The organism is Fulvivirga sp. M361 (assembly GCF_007097395.1).
Classification (GTDB): domain Bacteria; phylum Bacteroidota; class Bacteroidia; order Cytophagales; family Cyclobacteriaceae; genus Fulvivirga.
Genome location: NZ_VKDC01000015.1, coordinates 101254 through 123589, shown reverse-complemented (window position 1 = coordinate 123589; position 22336 = coordinate 101254). Strand labels below are relative to the sequence as shown.

At 43.3% G+C, this 22336-nt stretch carries 13 protein-coding genes; 8 read left to right on the top strand and 5 right to left on the bottom strand.

Going from position 1 to position 22336, the window contains the following annotated elements; translation table 11 throughout:
* Positions 1-7: 7 nt before the first annotated feature.
* The 5 genes from FNH22_RS17325 to FNH22_RS17305 are packed head-to-tail and all read right to left on the bottom strand — an operon-like array spanning position 8 to position 15985.
* Positions 8-6364 (bottom strand): PKD domain-containing protein, encoded by a 6357-nt coding sequence (locus tag FNH22_RS17325; RefSeq protein WP_143399690.1) that lies wholly within the window; start codon positions 6362-6364, stop codon positions 8-10.
* Positions 6365-6366: 2 nt separating this feature from the next.
* Positions 6367-11319 (bottom strand): hypothetical protein, encoded by a 4953-nt coding sequence (locus FNH22_RS17320; RefSeq protein WP_143399689.1) that lies wholly within the window; start codon positions 11317-11319, stop codon positions 6367-6369.
* Positions 11320-11331: 12 nt separating this feature from the next.
* Positions 11332-11961 carry a hypothetical protein gene (locus FNH22_RS17315; protein ID WP_143399688.1) on the bottom strand — a complete coding sequence of 210 codons (630 nt, stop codon included), beginning with the start codon at positions 11959-11961 and terminating at the stop codon, positions 11332-11334.
* Positions 11958-12506, bottom strand: a complete 549-nt coding sequence (locus tag FNH22_RS17310; RefSeq protein ID WP_143399687.1) for an OmpH family outer membrane protein — start codon at positions 12504-12506, stop codon at positions 11958-11960. The genes FNH22_RS17315 and FNH22_RS17310 overlap by 4 nt, the downstream gene beginning before the upstream one ends.
* Positions 12497-15985: a fibronectin type III domain-containing protein gene (locus FNH22_RS17305; protein WP_143399686.1), complete on the bottom strand. Its 3489-nt coding sequence runs from the start codon at positions 15983-15985 to the stop codon at positions 12497-12499. Before FNH22_RS17305 ends, FNH22_RS17310 begins: the two co-directional genes overlap by 10 nt.
* Positions 15986-16602: 617 nt before the next feature.
* Here FNH22_RS17305 and FNH22_RS17300 point away from each other — a divergent pair.
* The 8 genes from FNH22_RS17300 (at position 16603) to FNH22_RS17265 (ending at position 22127) form a co-directional block, all read left to right on the top strand.
* Positions 16603-17187 carry a Crp/Fnr family transcriptional regulator gene (locus FNH22_RS17300; RefSeq protein ID WP_143399685.1) on the top strand — a complete coding sequence of 195 codons (585 nt, stop codon included), beginning with the start codon at positions 16603-16605 and terminating at the stop codon, positions 17185-17187.
* Between the two features lie 204 nt (positions 17188-17391).
* On the top strand, positions 17392-18078 hold the full coding sequence (locus FNH22_RS17295; protein ID WP_221420299.1) for a type 1 glutamine amidotransferase domain-containing protein: 687 nt from the start codon (positions 17392-17394) through the stop codon (positions 18076-18078).
* 118 nt (positions 18079-18196) lie between these two features.
* Positions 18197-18820 carry a hypothetical protein gene (locus FNH22_RS17290; protein ID WP_143399683.1) on the top strand — a complete coding sequence of 208 codons (624 nt, stop codon included), beginning with the start codon at positions 18197-18199 and terminating at the stop codon, positions 18818-18820.
* The gene (locus FNH22_RS17285) at positions 18817-19116 is read left to right on the top strand and encodes a transcriptional regulator (RefSeq protein ID WP_143399682.1); all 300 of its coding nucleotides are present in this window, start codon (positions 18817-18819) and stop codon (positions 19114-19116) included. The genes FNH22_RS17290 and FNH22_RS17285 overlap by 4 nt, the downstream gene beginning before the upstream one ends.
* 102 nt (positions 19117-19218) lie before the next feature.
* Positions 19219-20673: a DUF4173 domain-containing protein gene (locus FNH22_RS17280; RefSeq protein WP_143399681.1), complete on the top strand. Its 1455-nt coding sequence runs from the start codon at positions 19219-19221 to the stop codon at positions 20671-20673.
* Positions 20670-21089, top strand: a complete 420-nt coding sequence (locus FNH22_RS17275) for a hypothetical protein (RefSeq protein ID WP_143399680.1) — start codon at positions 20670-20672, stop codon at positions 21087-21089. Before FNH22_RS17280 ends, FNH22_RS17275 begins: the two co-directional genes overlap by 4 nt.
* The gene (locus FNH22_RS17270; RefSeq protein WP_143399679.1) at positions 21086-21766 is read left to right on the top strand and encodes a DUF1361 domain-containing protein; all 681 of its coding nucleotides are present in this window, start codon (positions 21086-21088) and stop codon (positions 21764-21766) included. Before FNH22_RS17275 ends, FNH22_RS17270 begins: the two co-directional genes overlap by 4 nt.
* On the top strand, positions 21747-22127 hold the full coding sequence (locus tag FNH22_RS17265) for a diacylglycerol kinase family protein (protein ID WP_143399678.1): 381 nt from the start codon (positions 21747-21749) through the stop codon (positions 22125-22127). The genes FNH22_RS17270 and FNH22_RS17265 overlap by 20 nt, the downstream gene beginning before the upstream one ends.
* Positions 22128-22336 lie beyond the last annotated feature (209 nt).

The window sequence follows — 22336 nt, the reverse complement described above, 5'->3', positions numbered from 1 at the left end:
CAATGACTTATTCACCCCGACTAACTTTAGGTTGATTTATCTGTGTTTCCTGGATGGTTTTTATACCTCGCTCTGTCTCAATACGTTTTCTTACCAGCTTACCTTCAGCATTATACTGATAGTATAACCCAAAATGCTGATCGTCAAAGACGGTTAGCAGCCTGAAATTACGCGGATCGTAGAGGTATGTGGTCATCTCGGCGTCCGCTGGCTGATAACGCAGGTCATCGATCCAAACAGGGTCAGTACCCCTGTTTTCCAATGCCGGAATAAGGACATCGGAATTTTCCCTAAAATCTCCGACTACCAGTGTTCCAAAATTGGTTACCATTGCTTCCAGCAATTGCCACGGTCCTACAGTAGCTACGATGTCAAAAGCGGATGATGAGACTATCACTCCATTTTTATCTACTACAGAGAAATAAAGGTCTGTCAACTGGGTAGCCTGAGGAGCATGGATCCAAACCTTCATTAACAATCCGTTAGACACCAACTGGTCTGACAAATGCATCACAGGAAGTTTGAACATTCCATTGAGTCTGGCTGACTTTGTGCCTGCATGCACGATGTCACCGGCTACAGCAATGCCATTATCCGAAATACTTACATTATCTTCCAGCCGGTTACGGTAAATGCGCTCAAAACTTTCAAAATGGACATCCTGGTATTCGGCATTTTGTGCAATCAGGTAGGGCAATGCACCCTGATAACCAAACTTGGCGGCACTAGGCACCCCTAAAGCATTACGCTCCTGGAGTGCTTCTCCATTCGGTGAATACCGTTCTACTGTAGTACTCCTGATCCATTTGGAGGGATCATTGGCATCTTCGTATCGCCAACTAAAATCTTCCAGCCTGAATGTACCGGCACTAAAGTTTTTGTCTGACTCCTGTAACGGTACTTTAAAGGCATAGAAGTTCTTTATCCGCCACTTACCCCGTTCACCACGCTCAAATGCATTTGCACTTTCGTCAAAATCATGGGAAGCTTCCTGTAAAGGATCATGATCCCATTGATCATCATAGGTAACAGCAGAAGCGGCAACAGCATTGTCAAAAATATTGGGTTGTGCAGTAGCAGAAATACAGGAAAGCAAAAAGTTTCCGGGACATTCCGCCCTTCTGAAAACGATCTTCCCAGTGGTATTATCCACATAAAACTGTCCCCCATTATCCGGTACCGGTGACTCACAGATGTAGTCAAAGACCCTTAATACTTCAGTGGTTTGGGAGATACATCCCTGATCACTTACTACTGTGAGTGTCACATTGTATTCACCCGGCGTGTCAAACAAGCGTTTTGAACGTTGGTGAGAAGCAACCGTAGCAGTGCCATCGTTCCAGTTAAAAGTGTAGGAATACCCAGACACAAATTCTTCTATGGTAGTTTCTACCTCATCACCTACTTTGATCAACGGATAACGGAAACGGAACGAAGCATCCGGTAAAGGATCTGTTCCGATAGTGATATTATTAGCGAACCCATATGTTCCATAAAGACATGTAGGGTGCTGTGCCGGTGTAACTCCATCGGCCATCACCACTACTCCGTAGCCCGTCGGGACCACAGCAATACCGGTAAAGCTAAAATCGAATGGATCAGTATTGATCGTCACCCCGGCAAATTCCTGTAGTATGGTTCCCCCGTTATTCTCAAAGTAGTTGAACCCGGTAGCATCCATAAGCCGGAAGGTGTAGGTCATACCCGGAAACGGAGGGGCATTGGCAAAATCGAGTCGGACAGTCATATCTGCCGTTGTACTTCCATCATCACATGCACGTTCCGTTGCACTCAGCAGTTGCACTGTAAAACGCTGGGGGTGGTCGGGAGAACAATTGTTGGCATTTTCCACAAAAATATCCTCAACGATCACCTGGCATCCCAGGGCATCTGTAACGGTCACCTCATAAACACCAGTTGATACAATACCATTATGGTCTTCTACTGCAGGCAAACTTCCGGACCAGGCATAGCTATAAGGTGCTGTCCCTCCGGTCACGGTAAGGTCAATCGACCCGTTGCCGGAACCTGTATCTCCTTTCGTGTTAAAAGTGGCAACAATGAGTTCCGGGGAACCCACTACCAATCCGCCGGTATCTATGATATCAAAAAATTCACACTCCTGATTACGGACAGAAACAACGTATTCGGAAGGTTTTAGCCCGGTAAAAAGTACCATATTCTGGGAAAAAGGCACGATATTGACTTCCTGGGTCACTTCGCGTTCTTCTAAAACATCAAAGATTGAATAGTCATAAGGAGGGACACCGTCCAGTACAGCAAAAATGATCAAACCATTCCTTGTATCATGGCAAGGAGTGTTAAATGCAAAAGAATGATAGCTTGTAACATTCTGGCATTCATCACTACCCCGTACAACGACCGACAGGCGTTGTGAACACCCCTGGCTATCGGTAACCGAGACACGGTATACTCCCTTTCTTAAACCAGTCTGATCTTGTTGCGCTGGTAGCCCTAACGTCCAACTATAGGTAAAAGGACCAATGCCTCCCAATACGTTCAGGTCAATGGTACCACTAGCAGAACCATCGTCACGCATAACATTGGCCGACAACGAAAACGAGCAGTGGTCCAATCCAATTACAATGGGGCCTGACGCCGCGGTACAGCCTGCAACATCTGTCACTTCAACGGAATAAACACCGGGCAGTAAGGTATTCATATGATCTTCCTGGCCGACAAGACCGTCGGACCATTCGTACGTATAAGGGGCAACTCCTCCGCTGACTGTCAGATCTATGCTACCTCTTCCCAATGGGGAGTCAAATAATGATACGTAGGAAAGACTTAACGTACTTGCCGTGATCGAAACAGAATCTACCGCATTCCCTGTACACCCTTCAATAGTAGTAGCTTGTACGGTATAGATGCCGGGCTCATTGGATGAGACAGTCAACTGGTTGGTAATAGCTTCTGCCAGCGCCTCTGTACCGCGATACCACTGGTAACCTATATAACCGGCAGTAGCATTGATCACTGTACTGCCTCCATCACAAATTTCCCAGGCGCTATTTGGGGTAACAGACAAATTATCAAATCGTGCCTCCCGAACAATAAAACCTTCGCTTTCCGTGTAACACCCGCCACTTAAACTTGCCGTTACGGTGTAGTATCCGGGCGTAGCAGTACTGTATGTCGAATTAATCGCTGCTGCAATCGGCACACCGTTCTCTCTCCATTGATAGGTGACCCCTGGATTACCGTTAACGTTGGCCCGAAGTGTAACCGTTTCACCGTTGCATATAGTGACCCCATCGCGAAGGTCATACATAAAAATACCTGCGCCGGGCCTTGTGGTTCCAATAGAGCCATAAACTGTTCGGGAAAGCGGGTCAAACCTTACAGGACGTACGGTAAATTCTTCAAAAACATACCCGACATCTGCCACCTTATGTAAACGAGCACGCCCTGTTGCCAACCCATACTCCCAGATACCTCCACCAGTACCTTGTACATTTGCCAGTTCAGGGTCCTGTGAGGAAGACAGCCCCACAAAAATACGATGTCCCTCAGGGTCGTATTCCAGCCCCCCTGCATGGTTAGTTGGAATGGCGTCTCCTATCACTTCATATCGACCTCCCGGAAGGGTATTTTCCCTGGTCAGCAGCTTGCCCTGGTTACTGTTGAAATCAAACAGCCAGACACCCAGTTTCCAATTTACTGACATAAGAAGTGATCCCGCCAGTTTCAGGTTAAAAACATCGGTGTCCGGCATGGGGTCTCCATCCACCGAATAATCTCCATCAGGTGCCGTGGATACCGGGGTAAATACCCGGCCAATGTTATCCGTCAGATTGAATTCCCATATCTCGTTATCCTGGAAGCCGACAAACAGGTATTCCTTTCCTTTGTGCAAGGTGTAGGCTGTGGTATGGCATTTATTCGAAGGCATTGGGTCTCCCTGAACTGTATAAGCTCCCCCGGGGGTAGTATTTTCAGGTGTCAGGAACTTTCCGGATCGGTCAGATTCGTCATAAATATATACCCCTCCATCAGGTATATTACCATTAAAACGATACACCGAGACATATACTTTATCTCCTATCCGCTTGACTTCATCACCTATACCATTGGGAAAAGGATCCCCACCACCGGGAGGCAGATAGCCAGGATAGAAGGCGGTGCCTTCGCCCGTAACAAGGTCATAGCGCCAAAGCGCACCGGCATTGGTACCTCTGGGCCATCCGGAGGCATACAGCACCCTAGCATCTTCATCCACAAACAAGGAGCGAGTATATTGATTGTATTTATCACCGGAAGGAACGGCTGTGTCAACCGTAATGAGTTCACCATGATTAGTGTTTCGGTCCAAAATCCATAAACCTTGTGCATCGGCCGCAACATAAAGCGTGTTTCCTTTTGTATCAACGGCTAAACCATCATAAAAAACTCCTCCATTTAAAGGATAGTTGACCCCGGAATCCACACCACCATTGTGGTCATAGAAACGCCCCCTCGTGAGCTCCGTAACCGGCCTGCCATCAGCAGGCAGGATAGATACCGCAAGATTGGGTTCGTAATCGATGAATACCTGATCCGTTCCATTACAGTTCTGACCGGGTACGGTCCAGGTAAACACATATTCTCCCGGGGAACCTAGGGTCACTATGCTGCCAGGGCTGGTAGAATTACTGAACCTTGCAGGTGACGGGCCTGTTTCCTGTGTCCAGTGGCCGGAAGTTCCTGTGGCAGCCATAGTGGCTGTCGGAGAGCAAACAGTTTGGTCCGGACCGGCGTAGGAGCCCACAAGTGGGGGAGCAGTCAAAACAAATGCCGGAGAAGTATATCTTAAATCCGAACTCATGGAATACAATCTAAATCGATATTCTGAATTGGCCCCTACTCCGGCAACCAATTCAGGGTCATCATTAGCACGAATACCAAAGTCATCAAAGCCATGAAAATATATTACTTCTCCAGTGGAAACATTAATGTTTTTTGACAGTATTATTTGCTGATCACTGGTATTTGTAATGTTTGCTATTGGAACCTCACTAGTACCTTGAAATAAAAAAAATTCTAATAGGAATGGTGACTCCGTACAGGAAATATCAATTGTGATCTCCCCATTACCGGCTGCATGACACGTTGGGTTTTGGGTCACCGAAGCACTGACACAATCGTTTTCACTTTGTACACTTATTATCTTGCTATATAAAGTAAGGTTTGTCACCCACTCGTTTGTCACTACTACTCGATATTCTCCAATATCAATAACTTCAAAACTGGCTTTAGAAAATGAACTGGAAGTGGCCCCGGGAATATTATGCCATTGGTTGGAAGCATCTTTCTTTTGCCATTGGTACTGGTTTCGGGTACCTCCGGTTGTGAAAGGGATATTGAATGGGCTTCCTATATGGAATGTAAGGTTTTGTTCTTCTCCTATTTCAGCTTGCGGAGAATAAGTAAAGTTTAGAAAGGGATAGGTACCAATGTTAGTGAAATTTGGTTCTAATGAACCGAAATCGACTTGATTAACGCTGTAGGCTACCGACAAATTTAGTGCGTTAATGTGGCTTGAGAGATTAGGAAGGTTGTTAAACTTATTTCTCTGAACAAAGAAACTTGTCAATCCTGCAAAATTATTCAGGTTGAGAGAAAATGAACCCTCAAAATTATTACCAGACAGTCTTAAAAAATTTAAATTACTTAAATTAGACAGTTCATTTGGAATAGGGCTGATAAAATTATTATTATTTAAATCCAATTGCTGAAGATTTATCAAATTTCCTAAGCTTGCGGGTAGAGTGCCGGAAAGCTCATTGGTGAAAAGCAATAGCCTTTCGAGATTTAAAAGGTTACCAAGTTCAGGAGGAATAGAACCACTAAGCCCGTTAAATATTAATGCCAATTCTTTGAGGTTTGAAAGGTCTCCAAGTTCCGAAGGTATAAGACCTGAAAAATTGTTCTGACTTAAATTGAGTTCTTCCAGCAAATTCAATTGTCCAATAAATGAAGGTATGTTACCTGCAAGGCTGTTGTTGTTAAGTGTCAGCTCTTTTAATTGTGATAATAATATTAGACTCGATGGTAAGATATTTGTAAGGTTATTTGACGGAAGTATGATACGCTGAACATCACCATTGACTACAGTCACACCAAACCACGTTCCGAAATTCGCGTTGGCCGTACCAGTCAACCAATTCGTATTATTGGTCCAATTAAGTCCACCTGTTGAATTATACAGGTCCATCAACGCCTGGTATTCGATGGCATCCGGCACATTCCCTTCCTGTGCAAAGGCTGAAAAAACAGGAACAAAGCATGCCCATACGGCCAGCATGACAGCAATACGTACTTGTATGAATTTTGTCCAGAGGTATGTTTGTAGGTACTTATTCATAACTATAGGGCTGCAGCGTCTATGATGATCCAGTTATTGCCTCCACAGTTGAGATCGAACGAAAGCAAATAAAGGTCCAGGCTTCCTTCACGGTTGAAGTAGATGAAGGAAGCATTTCGTATGGTCACATCACGCAGGTTCACATCACACCCTTCAGGAAGTGCACTTAGGTAACCGGTCATGTTCATATTCGCGTACGGTCCGGCTAGGATAAATTCTGTCTGGGTGGCCATGGCGTTATTCAGGTCATTGGTAAAAGCATTGGATACCCAACGAGCAGCGTCACTGGCATCCGGAGGAGCCACGTCGCCGTTGGTACTATGAAAGTTGGTCCGACCGGCCTGATCAGTAAGCCGGTTATTATTTCCACTATTCACCACCCTCACAGAAGACAAGCTGGTTGGTGGGGAACCGGTACTTGTTGAAGAAGGTACGATGATCACTTCGTCCGCAAAAAAGTCAAAATCCTTGACATGATAAAATACCCCGTCAGACAACTCCAGTAAGTCTCCTTTGGTAAACTCTGCCAGCAACTGGCAGGCTTCTCCTCCCGTGAAATAAAGCCGCTCCTCTTTGCTATCCCCTGAGTAGCCCATAGACGCTTCGATGATCTTGCCCTGTTCCATAGCCATAGGGCGAAAATTATCATATTCCCATGAAGCCGGTATGTTCTGGCTCAGGTAAGAGCCGGTAAATTCATCGTACGAACGTACGGAAACCGGCTTACCGGTAAATGCGTCGAAAGCGAGGTTCACCTGGCGGTGTAAAATATTATCCTGTCGTGAAATGACCTCCTTTACAATGGCCGGATAACGGACCACCTTGGAAGTGGCATGCGTATACAATTCACTTCGGGTATGGGTCAGGCTGGGAACGGCCGATGCTTGTGGAACGATAATAGGGATCGGGAAAAAGGGAATGATCCCAACACTTACATCGAATTCTACACTGGCATCATATTGCTCTTCTATTATAGCTTTGTCTGCAAAGGTAATGTCAATTTCCTTCCCTGGATCTTCGTAGTGTATTCCTTCCAAAAGGTCTGTCGTAACAGGTATTTTGTCCTTGCCGGGTTCGAAATAACGGTACTGTTGTTCTGTAACCACTGTGGCTAGTTCAAATCCAGGAGTATACGTACCACTATAATTAGCATCACGCCTGAACTGTCCGTGCATATTGTTCAACTTGAACGTAAAGCCCTGGGTAAGCCATACATTGTTTACAAAAACATTCACCAAACCAAAAGGAAACGGAACAAAATCTTTTTTATCCTGCATTCCTGTCTGTTCTACCTCAAAAGGATAGTCATAGGCTGTATAAAATTGCTTTACATTGAAGCCAACGTTGGTCTTTCCGGAATGTATATTCTTAACCACCACCTGAGAATAGCCCACTGAAGCTGCCGGCATAATAGATTCCCCCAAGGGACCCTCCGATTGCTTTTTATCTCTGCCAGAAATTATCTTACTGGCCAGACTCTCTTTTTCACGTGCAATGAAATCTACCAGGATGTTCTCCTCACGAATAGGTGAAGGTTCATTAGTAGCCACTCCGCTACTCCTTACCGTACCAGTAAGTGGGTCTTCAAATTCATAAAGATATTCGTTGCCATATACTACCGGGTTGTTCTCGAGCCCTTGGTCATAGGTTAGCAGCCTCTTTACCCTAAGACCTCCCCCCTTCTTACTGACCGGTAACGGTACTCTTAAATAGGATAACCCAGCGTTGATGTCCCGGCATAAACTACTGGGAGCTACAATTGTTTTAGCCATGTTGCCCAATTGTTTGATGATGGCTACCGCGTCATTTTTAGGATCTATCCCTGCTGAAGAAGCATTGCAGTTACCGCTGGTACTGAGATTTCCTATGCGCTGAGTCATTACAAAGTCCTTACACACCTGGCGAGGCAGGCGAGACTCATCATTGTACAGACGAACGTATAATTTGCCATTGCCAGCATCAATGTCCACGGTCTCTACGTCGACATAGCCCGTGATATATTCACTATTACAGCTACTAAGATCCGGGGTACCATTATTCATCAATTTGTACAAAAACTTGAAGTAGAGTTTATTTTTATCCCTGATGTAGCGATCGTGGATCATTTTTTTCATCAGGTCCAGCTTGCTCGCTGACAGGTCAAGGTCTGATCCGGTGTCAAGGTAAAATATATTGTTAGTATGATTTGTAGCGTTATCCAATCGTACCATCACATGAGCGACCTGATCCTGAACATAACTATAGTCATCCTGCTCATATTGTACATGGATCTGTCCTCCACTTGGCAGGGTAATGGTTTTGAGTTGCCAGGCAGCAGGATCGAAAGTGGTACTGCCCTTCTGATCTACCCACTTACGCATCTCTGCGTAGCGAGTATCCCCGTTTTCCTGGTAGTTACCCCAGGCATCCAGGTTAAATTTTGAGTATCCTGGATTTTGACTGGCATCGGCCAACTGATCCATCTCGGCCCTGATGGTAGCGTATTTGGTCGGGTAAACAGCATTGTTATATAGGTAATCAAACCGATAAGGGCTGATACGCGCCTCCGTAATACCTTCATATTCAAACCATAGTTTTTTCAAGGTAAGTTTTCCTGAACTGGCATTAGGGACACCGTTCATCAGGTGAGGGTCATGCTCACCGTTCATCAAATGGTAATCATACTCAAGGTTTACCGTTTTGATCGGTCTGGCCCCTGGCTTGGGGAAAAGGTTATCATTTATTTCCTGGACATCCTGCAATGAATAGATCTCAATGCGATCCAGCTTTTTCAGTACTTTAGTACCCTTTGCATTTCGGTTAGTGATTGCATCATTACCAGCCTCCAGCCCATCTTCTCTATCACTGGTAACAAAGATCGCTGCATGCGTTTTGGTTTCAATAGACTGCAAATAGTATATTTCTTTAAGCCCTTCACTATAGCTTCCAAGATCGTCCTTAGGGTCTGACATAGAATTCCGACTATAGGACAAACCGGTATAGGGCATTCGCCATTTGAACCAGGTATTCAAATTTGAGCCACCTGCGTGCCGTTCATAATTGAAACGTGTATATCCTCCAAGATCATCTAATGAAGGACCGTTGAACGTCTTGTCCACGTAATCAGGTGTGGTGATCTCGCTCAGCAAATAGGCAGTGGCATATCCCGTTTCACGTTCCTCTCCTATCTTGGTTTTATCGTCTTTGTAGTAGGCCAGGAAATTGGCATCAATGGAGGATGCCGGTGCATTTTGCAATCCAAACTGTAGGTTTTTCTCACTCCTGGCATACACGGGCAGTCCATAAACGTATCGGTTACCGGATTCATTAAACACTGCAATTTCACCAATACCATCAGCATTATCACCATCATCCAGTGACCTGGCCTGGCCGCTTATATCACGAAGGTCTTTCCGGTGGGAATAAATTTCATAAGGCCGGTTCCTGGAAGTCGCAATGCTGATGGTTTTGTTTGTGCTATAACCTATGAAAGAAGATCTTCCGACGGGTTTATCAAAGTTCATAATCCCGGAATTACCTGGTAACCGGGCTTTGAAGCCTTTTACACCGGGAGCTCCCCCACCGGATATGGAAGCGCTGAGCAGATCGTCCTGTGAAGCATGCAACCAGCTGCCGCCAAGATCATTGTTAAACCTGAAAAATATACTATTGGGGTCCTTCTCTATAGAAGAAAAACCGGTATTCTTTTTTTCCCAGCCCCTTGAGGTGATCGCCGATACACCAACACCTATATCTGAGCCACCTCCCCAGTTAAAGCCTGCTTCAATTTCCCCTCCGGCATTTACAATGGCTGTTTCACTTACCGTATTATTCGGTTTAAAGTGTCCAACTTCTTGCTGATACAAGCGAAACCCTCCTCCAAGCCCCTCACCAGATACTGAGAAGTAGTCTGCGTTATTGAATGGTATACCCAGAAATACGTCTCTCTTTTGATAGGGTGTTTCTTTTTCCACATAGTAATCCATCATATCCTTTTCCCCGGAATTGGTAGAATACAAATAGCCAAAAGCATTAAGGTTTTTTTCATCTTTATAGGCCTGTAGTGCTATGCTTCCGAAAAGGTCTCCTGAAGATCCCAGTTCCAGGAATGTCGGTGTCAGGTTAACCCCAATACTGGCGTTGATCGAAGTACTGACATAGTCAGAAACAGCCGTAGCACGCTCCATAGAAGAAAAGCTATGCTGAATATAGCTACTCAAAGCTGCACCTGCTACACCTAAAGATCGGGCACCCAATTCTGCCTTCTTTTGAGCGGACCTCTGTGCCTCTTTGTCCATCTTAATTTGTGAAGAGAGTTCTGAAGGGTTTTTCTCAGCGTCCTTGGATTTAGCCTTGAGAGCACTCAACGCATTAAGAGGGCTTAAACTTAAGGAGAAACTACCCTGACCATTCGAGACATTATACCCTAGGTTAACCACTCCTTTTCCCAGAGATAAACCTACACCAGCATTATAGCCAAATCCTCGATAGTTATTGTAACGCAAAGCTGCACTGGCTTGGAAGGGGAGGTCAAAACTGATGGCTTCCGCACTCACTTTTGCTCCTACTGTAGCAGTCCAATGATCCGGTACTTTATTGTGATATTTAACTTTGGCCCCATTGTAATCGTCGGGAAAACCTCGAGTGGATCGGTTTATAGCTCCAGGATTAAGCGTCCACCCGTATCCAACCCAGCTGGCTTCTTCTTCAGGGGAACTCCCACTGTGATATGATAACGAAAGGGAATAGCTACTGCCGTGAGGTCCCGGCACTTCAATCACCGGAAGGTTATAGGTAAAATCTCCGCTAAACTCATTGACCATATTCGTTGTGGCCACCGGTTCAAAACTACTAAATTCAGGCTGTGCAGGACCTGATGTTAAGGCATATGCCATGTTTGGCACCACCACCTCTAAGATTATATTGGTGGTAAAGAATAATGCGATAGCTCTGAGGTATTTTCGATTCCTGATCATTCTGTTAAGACATTATTCTATAACCAACTCGGGTATATTATCAAAATCCTCTTTTTTAAAGGAAAAATGGTTCACTCCTGTTCTCCAGTAAGGGTCATCAAACGTTAACCTCACTGTAGTTCCAGGCAATTCCAGTGAAACCTTGGTCGGCGCGAAAGCTATGTGAAATATAAGTTTGTTGCTCAATTCGTTGTAACCTTCGAAATGCGATAGTACCGGATAATAAGTAGCATCCATTATTTTTAAACTGATAAAGTTTTCTATGTTAAAATTCAATTTGTGGATACGGGCCTGGTAAGACGTATAATCTGTCAGTCCGTACCAAAGGAGATTTTCGCCAACCTGTTTCGCACTTAGCTCAATTGTAAAATTCAGCGTATTGTCATAGCGTGTTTTGATCGAATCCAACATTTCACCAGAATAAGCGGCTAACGAAGCATTTAATTCACGATAGGTCAGAAGGTCAGAAGGTAGAAAAGATGCACTAACATCTATTAATTTCCCTTTTTTGTGCTTTCTAAGGCCATTTTCAGAAGAAGTCAACCATTTACGATACTCGGATATACTTAGTTCTATATCAGCCCCTGTTCCACAGGATGACAAAAGGTTAGCTAAGAGCAATATGATAATAGATAGTCTCATTTACCAAGATATTTTTCATTCAACCCTTTCAATAAGTACTCCGTAACATCCAGCTCCTCCTTGCCATACAGTACATTTCCGTTAGCCGTTGTACCGAGAATAAGATCATAGCCATGCTTCTGGCTATATTCTTCAACATAAACATTTACCTGGTCCAGCACAGCCTGCATCATTTCATCATCGGCTTGCCGGATCTTTTCCTCAATCGCCGATGAGTAACTTTGCAACTGTCGATCTTGCTTGGACAATACCTCTTCTTGTTTCTGCCGTTGACTAACGGTTAGATTGGTATATTCCCTATTGTACGTGGCAACAGCTCTTTGTAAATCAAATTTCAACGTATCGGCATTGGCCTGCCATTGCTGCTTTTGATTGTTGAACTTTGTCATAGCTTCTTTCGTGCCTTCATAATTGTAGATCAACTCCTGTGAACGAACAAAGGCTATTTTAGGCTTAAAAAAGAAAGCGGCTGCTACCAAAGAAATACTCACGGAAACCACCACGAGCAATACTCCTGTTATCGCTATTTTGATATTCACCTGCATTCCAACTTTCCTCCGTTCAATACCTGTAAAATTTTATTTTCTATGGCGCTGATGTTATCGACCACCATCTGACCGTTGACATTCAAAGCTGCCTGCTGCCCTGATATTTTTAATGTGGTACCCGGCCCGGCATCGATCCTTACACTGCGACAATCCACAACTTTAGTAACTTCCACTTGGTAATTAGCTAATTGTATCTTGTCAAACTCAGTAGGCACTCTATTTTCCGGTGCCCCTCCTTCCGTAAGTGACCAGATCATTGGATCTGACCAATTCCCGCTAGCAATCACATAAAAAGTTTGACTGATAATAACGTTCAGTTCATACTCTTCACTGTAGATTACCAAGCCGGGAAAAGTGCTATTAATCATCTCACAACGCAGGCGCCTGCCGTCATCACCGATGATGACATTACTGATATTCAATTGAGCGGTTGTTTCTCCATTAATATTAGCCCAGTTGGTACCATCCCATTCCTGCCATGTGTAAGTAGTTTGATTACCTCCAGACCTATTGTTATTAATCTGGTAAGGTTCATTTAGGTCAGCGTTCAAAACTATTGGATTCAGGGGTGCTTTCTGAGGTGCATAGGTAAATATTCTTGGTGGTGTCCCATCTGTAAATTGAGCTTCCAGGCTCTCAAATGTCAGCGCATTACCTTGCACTCTTAACTCGTCTACACGATCGAAATAGGGGATCGAGGTAAACTGATTGTTTTCAAGGTTCATCTCATATACCTGTCCGGCCAAATCAAACGGTGGGAAATCGCCCTCAAAGTTATTCGAACTTAATGTGAGTCTTTTAAGCCTGCCCAGAGTAGAAATGGATGACGGAACTTCCCCTGAAAGCATATTACTGCCTATGTCGATGTATTCTATCCAGGGTAGATTAAGTGTGTTGGGCAAAGTTCCTGTAAATTGGTTACCGGTCAAGGACAAATGAATTAGCGACGTTTTTTGAAACAGATAATCAGGAATCTCTCCAGACATTTGGTTCCCGGATAAAAACAAGTGTTTTAAGGGCAAAGTCTCAAGAGATAGTGGAATAGAACCTGTAAGACTATTATTGGAAAGGTCAATAAACTCGATGCTCTCCAAGGAATTTATCTGTTCAGGAATGGTTCCAATTATATGATTCGTACCCATATTAAGTGTATTCAATGCTTTGAGGGTAATTAGGCCAATTGGAAAATTTCCGTCAAGATTATTATCGTTCAAGACAATTTCAGACAGATCCCCATTTTCTACCGTAATCCCATGCCAGCCGGTCAACTGATCCACTGAAGTAATGGCATCCCACGCGGCATCCATAGTGGGCCAGCCTGTATTATTGGTCCAGTTAGCTCCATTCGTACCTTCATACAGATCCCGGAGCGCCTGGAGCTCGAGGTGATCCGGCAGGTTACCTTCAACACTTGCACTATAACCTACCATAGCATATTCCCGGGCCCTGCCTGTCATAGGATCCGCGGATCGTAACACCAGGTAACGCCTCTGGGGAGTAACAGGTGCATTGGTGTGGTCCATATCCCGGACCCATAGAAGTGATCCAAGATTTGCCAACCCCTGGGCGGTATTAAAATTAATAGCGGTAGTAGTTATGCCATTGTCATTAACATCATCGTTATCATCATCCCACCATACCGCTGCGTAAGGCATATGATCTCCCGGGCTGTTAGGACGATATTGCGTCCAGGTAGAAATAATGCGCAGATCAGCATAATCCGGACCAAAATCAATATACCCTGTACGATTGTTATACCCCGGTGCATCGCTACCGCCACTCCCGCCTGTAGGAGTTTGATTTGCATCATCCCAGGTAGGTGGCCCGTCAAACCCGAACTGGATCGGGAAATATTGGGACGAAGCCGGGCCTGAAGCCAATGGGGCCAAAATACGTAACGTTTGCGGAGAAGATGGGGAAGAACTACTGGTCAGCGCAACTACTTCGGAACTATTGGAAGAATTCCCATGTGCATTTATGGCCCGTACCACATAGTAATAGCTCGTGGCGTCTGACAACCCTGTATCTGTATGGGTAACTACACCTGACCCCGTGGTAGTCACCAGGCTATAAGGACCGCCGGATACAGTAGCCCGGTAAAGCTCGAAGCCGGTCTCATTCGCTGAGTTATCCACCCAATCCAATTGAGCCGAGCTGGAAGTAACGTTACTCATCACAGGGTCTCCCGGAACAGAAGGCAACAACGACGGATTATCTACACATAAGGTAAAGGTGCCACGTTGTGACTGATTGGTCGCATTGTCTACATTGATATAATACCAGTCTCCAATGATCAGTCCTGAATGGATCAGCTCAATATCTGTTGTTGCCCCGGCATCATTGCGGCTGGCAAGCTCTGTTAAAGTACTGGCATGCAGTGCAACTTTTGGATAACGCAATGAACCTTCCACACCATCGGTTTTAACACCAATCGTAACACCGGGACCCAGCGCCTGAAAGGTGAACCAGACATTGGCATTAGGACCATTGTTCCAATTGGAAGGTCTTGACCCATCAGGTGTGGCAATCCGGGTAGTATATTCTTCCAAAGAGGTACAATAACCTGCTACATTCGTCAATACAACTGCTTGAGAGGAGTAATCATGTGTTGTCCTAGTGTCGACACACAGGGTAAACGTACCACGATGATCCCGGTTATTCCCGTTATCAACGTTCACATAGTACCAGGCTCCTATCGTAAGATTGGTGTGGCTCAACCCTATATCTTCTGTAGCTCCATCATCATTGACGCTGACCAGTTCAGTAATAGAGGCATCATAAAGGGCCAGCTTCGGATATAAAAGTGTCCCTTCAGCATCTTTTACCTTTAGACTCAAAGCCACTTCGGCGGTAGTAGCCTGAAATTTGAACCAAACATTCGCATTAGGTCCGTTCGACCATTTCGAGGGGCGGGCACCATCCGGTGTGCCTATCCGGGTCTGGTATGCAGCTAAAGCTGAACACTGGTTACTCGTATGGCTGATCTCAACAGCGCCTGCCGGATAATCCTGTGACACGGCATCATCTACACATAACAGGAACGCTCCATTATTCCCCGAACTCGATCCATTGGAGACATTAATAAAATACCATGCTCCGACCACCAGTGTGTTCCAACTTAACCCTATATCTTCTGTTGCTCCATCGTCATTGACACTCACCAATTCCGCTAGCAAAGCACCGTGCAACGCCAGTTTAGGGCGACTCATCCCATCCGGGGTAAGGTGTATTGCTACTTCGGTAGTGGTAGCCTGGAATTTGAACCAAACGTTACTATTGGGACCGTTCGACCAGTTATTCGGCTTTAAACCATCCGGGGTTGCTCCTACTGTAGTGAAGGCCCCGGTAGCGGAACAATAAGTATTGATAACTATTTCCTCTGCATTGGTCGAATTATCATTAGCCGGTTGGGCTAATGCCGCTGAAGTTAATAACAAACAAAATAGAACCGGGTAGATCAGCTTATTTCTTCTCATCTCTACCCTCTCTTCCTTTTAGCCAATAGCCAATATAATGGAAAATGACTGCCTAACTGAGTCTCATAAGCAGAAGCATAAATCAAAAGAGTCATTGGACGTGTTTCTAACCTTGAGAAGGCCTGGCTAATCACATGGAAAATGAAATGCTTTAAATAGACGCATATTAGTGATCCCTGACGTCTATCATTGACCTGATTTAAATCAATGTATTTTAAGAATAATGGCCTGATAATGCCTGAGGGTATGAAGGGGGTAAAAACCATTTGAACCAACTATAAACAAAGGGTAAACAACGGTTGGCAAGTTAATCAACCTAATAAAAAATAAAACCTCTATTTCTGGTTGAAAACTACATTGCACTCAGCCTATAATTCATATGAATATTTAAATTAGATTAACTTAAATTTTAAATGAACAAAAAAAACATTCCTTTTTAATAAAAAACTTACATCTAACTATGTGAAGTGATTAAAATATTTGAACCAAGTAGCCATTAATATGTTTTGGTCTGGATATGAAAACCAATACCCTCAAACAAGTTCGTGGTATAAAGAATCAATGGTTGGATATACGCATTTTTTAAATAAACATTCTAAAGTAATTTTGCCACCCCAATGGTATCCAATCAAGCTCAATTGTTACTCCCGTTAAAAAAACACATCGAAGAAGCCACTTTTCCTATGACCAACGAGGAATTCGAACCTATTCTGGGGCACTTCGATGTCATAAGACGAAAAAAGCACCAATTCGTTGTACAGGAACACGATCAGGTGCGCAATGAATTTTGGGTACTCAAAGGCTGTTTAAAAGCTTACTTTGTCGATGGATCCGGTAAAGAGCATATCATTCAGTTTGCGCAGGAAGAATGGTGGATCACGGACTACGAGGCTTTTTTAAAACAAAGCCAGGCCAGTATTTTCATAGAATGTATTGAAGACTGTGAGCTGCTGACTATTTCATTAGAAAACAGGGAAAAACTTTGTCAGGAACAACACCGTATGGCGTTGTTTTGGGCCAATAAAACAAAATTTGGCTTTCTTGCCCTTCAAAAAAGGATCCTTTCCTTATTGAAAAACAACGCAAAGGAAAGGTATGAAGAATTCCTGCGCCTGTATCCAAGTCTTTTGCAACGTGTACCTAAAAAGATGATCGCTTCCTTTCTGGGTGTATCCAGGGAAACACTCAGCCGGTTGGAATGATCCCGTTCTACCGGAAGTGATCTACATCACTTCATTTTAGTGATCTGCCTCCTCGCCGGAGGGATATATTCCCATGATCTTTGTGCAAGAAAAAAAGTATTAATGAAGTACACATTTTTATTAAGCGCTGTGGCTTTTATTTTAAGTTGTAGCACTACAAAGAAAGAAGACAAAAACGAATTGATCACCAACGACGAAAAAATTATGAAGGTACTATTTGTATTAACATCGCACGATAAACTGGGCAATACCGGGGAAAAAACGGGATTCTGGGTGGAAGAGTTTGCTACACCCTATTATGCGCTAAAAGACAAGGGAGTAGAGATCCACCTGGCATCACCCAAAGGTGGGCAACCTCCTATTGATCCTAAAAGTGAATTACCTGACTTTAGCACGCCGTCCACAGATCGATTTAATAAGGACAATGAGTTGCAGCAAAAACTTAGTAACACCATGGTATTAAGTAAGGTCAATCATGAAACTTATGATGCCATTTTTTATCCCGGTGGACATGGACCGTTGTGGGACCTTGCCACCGATGAGTTTTCTATTGCATTAATCGAATCATTTTATACTAATGATAAGCCTGTAGCACTGGTGTGCCATGCTCCTGCTGCTTTGCAAAACGTGAAAGATAAAAATGGAAATGCATTGGTAAAAGGTAAAAAAGTTACCGGATTTACAAATACAGAGGAAGAAGCTGTGCAGTTAACCAATGTGGTACCATTTTTAGTAGAAGATATGCTTAAAGATAATGGGGGTCAATTTGAACGTGGTGAGGATTGGAGTGCTTTTGCAGTAGAAGATGGTCTGTTGATCACAGGGCAGAACCCGCAATCATCCGAACTAGTGGCCAATAAATTGTTAGGTCAACTAACCTTGAAGGAATAGAGGGACCAATTAATTACACAAAGACCAGGGTGCAATTACACGCTGGTTTTTTTATTCTAAATGAAACTTTGTTTTTTCATTTACGTGTAGTTACTTTGAATCACAAAGTACTTTTGAAATGAATAGCAAAGATCAGTACCTGAGCGAGATCTCTGAAATAAAAAACATGATGGAACGTTCATCACGTTTCATTTCACTCAGCGGCCTTTCCGGCGTTTTTGCCGGGGTGTATGCATTAGTCGGCGCCTGGTTGGTATTTGATCGAATGTACACTTCGGATGGAATGCTGTACAGCCGGAGCTATGCCCATTCCTATACCAGCGACGTACAGTTCATGCTCATCGTGGCGGGCCTGGTCCTTTTCCTGGCTTTGAGTACGGGTATTTTTTTCACTACACGAAAGGCAAAGATCCAGGGATTAAAAATATGGGACCATACTACCAAACGATTGTTGATCAATTTGTTGATCCCACTGGGCACAGGAGGTATGGTATGTGTTATACTTTTAAATAATGGTTATTATACGATGGTAGCCCCCTCTACATTAGTCTTTTATGGGCTATCGTTGATCAATGCCAGTCATCACACTTTTAAGGATATACGCTACCTGGGCTTAACTGAAATCGTTATCGGGTTACTGGCCTTCGTGTATGTGGGTTATGGGCTCTTGTTTTGGGCCATTGGTTTTGGAATACTTCACATCCTGTATGGTACTGTAATGTATTTTAAATACGAACGGTGAAACACCTTATCGAAAAACTAAATAAGGCATTTGAAAACCGTGTGCGGCTGGGTATTATGTCTGCATTAATGGTAAATGATTTCGTGGACTTCAACTCCTTAAAAGAGCTGATCAATGTGACGGACGGTAACCTGGCAAGTCATCTTAAGGCCCTGGAAAAAACTGCTTACATTACGATGAAAAAGGAATTTATCGGTAGAAAGCCGAATACGAAATACAGCGTTACCGAAGAAGGAAAGTCAGCATTTAACGATCATATAAAAGCATTAGAAGCATTGATCAAAGGCAATGAATAAAATGAAAGATCAAGATCAGTTCGAGAGCATTGCATGCATTAAATAAAGGAAAAAAATTTATTTTATCACTTTGAATTACAAAGTACTTTTAAACAAAACATTATGAGCAATATAAAACGCCGGGACCTTCTGCTACTCTTAACCATTATTATTTATTCCTACTTGTTTTATGAACATGACATAGGTATTAATCTCCCAATTTTCAATCTGACCTTACTGGCTGCTATTTTTATTGATCGGTCTTTCAACACTGTCAGTAAACCCATACTGGTACTTGCATCCACAAGTTTGATCACCTCAATAGCTGTTATCATGATTCATTCCGATCTCGCGATAACTGCAAGCGTTCTATCCACTCTCGTACTATTGGGATATTCATTAAATTCAAAAACTTCCATGTTCGTGACCCTTCTGAATGCTGTATATTCTATTATGGCTTCCCCTTTTATTTATTTGGCGAGATATTTTCATCAAAAACCGGCAAAAGAAACCCATCCTGAACGCCGGGTATCAAGTCACGAACTCAAGCTATTACGTTTCGGAAGTTTTGCGCTACCTGCATTGATCACCTTGATCTTCCTGAGTCTCTACGCCAATGCCAATCCTGCATTTTCAAGTTTCATCAAAAGCATTGACCTTGATTTTATTTCCTGGGGCTGGGTACGATTCACTATGATCGGTAGTTTTCTGCTATTTGGATGTTTCTATGGTGTCCGATTGAACCACCTTATCAAAATGGACATAGATGCAGGCAATCGCATAGAACGCAAAAGGAGAAATCGAAAACTAATATTCCACCCGTTGGCTTTGAAGTTCGAATTGAAAACTGGCATGATACTTTTGTTCTTCCTGAATATCCTGCTTCTGGTCTTTAATATTGTTGATATCCGGTATGTACTTGGTGCCACATTACCTGAAGGACTTTCTTATTCCGAATATGTACATCAAGGCGTTTATACACTTATTGTCTCCATTATATTGGCGATCCTTATTATTCTCTACTTTCTGAGGTCCAATCTTAACTTCTATCCGGACAAAAGCAGGATGCTGTTATTTGCCTATGTATGGATTATTCAAAACATAGTACTCGCATTGACCACAGCCTATAAAAATGCCCTTTACATAGAAGAATACAGCCTCACTTACAAACGTATCGGAGTGTTTGTCTATCTTTTTCTGGCGCTGGCAGGCTTGCTTACCACCTATCTGAAAGTGGTAAATAAGAAAAACCTATGGTATTTAATCCGAAGAAATAGCTGGGTGGCCTACGGACTTCTTTGTACCATGAGTATATGGAACTGGGACAAAATCATTACACAGGTCAATTACAAGCAAAATAAGGAAGTAGACTTTGAATACCTGATCAAGTTGTCGGACGCTAACCTTCCATTACTTCAATCATGGGAAAACAATGGCCTCCTGACCAGGGATTCTTACAGAAACCTACTCCAAACTAAAAGAAAAGACTTTTACGAACGTATGGAGAAGCAGGGTTGGCAATCCTGGAATTACCGCGATGATCAAACTTTCCAGGAACTTGAAGTAGCGACACAATGAACACAGCTGTTTCCATCGTCAAAATGTCTGCAAAACTTGGCCCGTTATCCATGATCTACTTTTTAGTGCCATTTACAGTATTGGAAAAGCATCTGGACCAAACCCTATGGTTCATGATCTTTTTCTTTGGCACTTTAATATGCTGGATCATTGCTTTCGTGGCAGGCTGTCTTTTTTTTGCGCCTTTAACGTTGTGGTATGAACGTCATTCGTCAAGGGACACGCTAGAAATATTTGAGAAGGTACTCCCATTTTATCTATTCACTTTCGGAATACCCGGAGGGATAGTTTGCTATGTCTCCGATTTCGAGTCTTTTTCATCCTCACTGGCGATCAGCACCTACCTGTCAGCCATTACCGGATGGTACTTTTTTTCGACTAACTATTTCAAACCAACTCTAAAGAAAACACAATGAAGCAACCGCATAATAAAATGTTGAAAGCTATAAGATATGTCAGCACTCCGGTTGGTGTACTGGCACAACTGACTGTATTCTGCCTATTACTCATCATTATGAGCTATTTGAGGTCGTCCAATTTTACTTACTTTTTCCTGGCCTGGAACCTGTTTTTAGCCTGGGTACCTTTATTTTTTGCTCTTTTATGGCGACACAGGATGACATTCGGCCTATTGAAAAAATGGAAGGCCTGCATAATGTTTTGTTTGTGGCTATTGTTTTTTCCAAATGCTCCATATCTCATTACGGACCTGGTGCATTTAAATAACCGCTTCAATCCGGCCATCTGGGCAGACACCTTATTACTTTTTTCTTGTGCATTTACCGGACTCATTGTGGGTATCTACTCTCTTCATATCATCCATCAGCTCATCAATCGATACCTTACCATTACGAGGTCATGGATTCTTATATCCGTAAGTCTTATATTATCTGGTTACGGCATATACCTGGGCCGCGTACAGCGCTGGAATAGCTGGGACCTGTTTACCCGCCCGTTGGCGCTTCTGGTAGATACCTTCGGGCAACTTACCAATGTACAGGCACTAAAAATGACCCTGGGTTTCTCTGCTTTGCTTTTTATTATTTACTTCATGTTACAAACATTGATCCGCCATGAACGCTTTAAGAGATAGCCTGAATAAGAATTTACGGAGTTACGGATATGCCATTAAAGGAATTCGTTACGTTTTTTGCCATGAAAATAATATTCTATATCAAACAGTCGCAGCCATAATCACCATTACTCTAGGCTGTTTTCTTAGCCTGGACCGGATGGAATGGGTCTGTATCATTGTAATGATCGGACTTGTATTGACAGCAGAAACTTTTAATACAGCCATCGAAAAATTAATAGACCACCTCCACCCACAACGTCATCCGGGAATAGGATTAGTAAAAGACCTTTCTGCCGGAGCTGTATTGATCACTTCAATTACAGCAACAGCCGTTGGCATTATTATTTTCCTTGATAAAGTGATTCATATCTATCATTAAGTCATTTTTACTTAATGCTCTATTTAGACGAAAGATCGAGTCTCCTTTCAGACCGGAAATGAATTAAACTTTATCAAACCTTTATTTTCCAATAACTGAAAAGGAAAAGAGCGTTTAAGAAGGGGAGCCCCCAACTCCCTTTCAAAAACAACCCTTACCTATATTCTGCTACTCTAAGGCTCTTTAACCGGAATCATTCATTTATCATA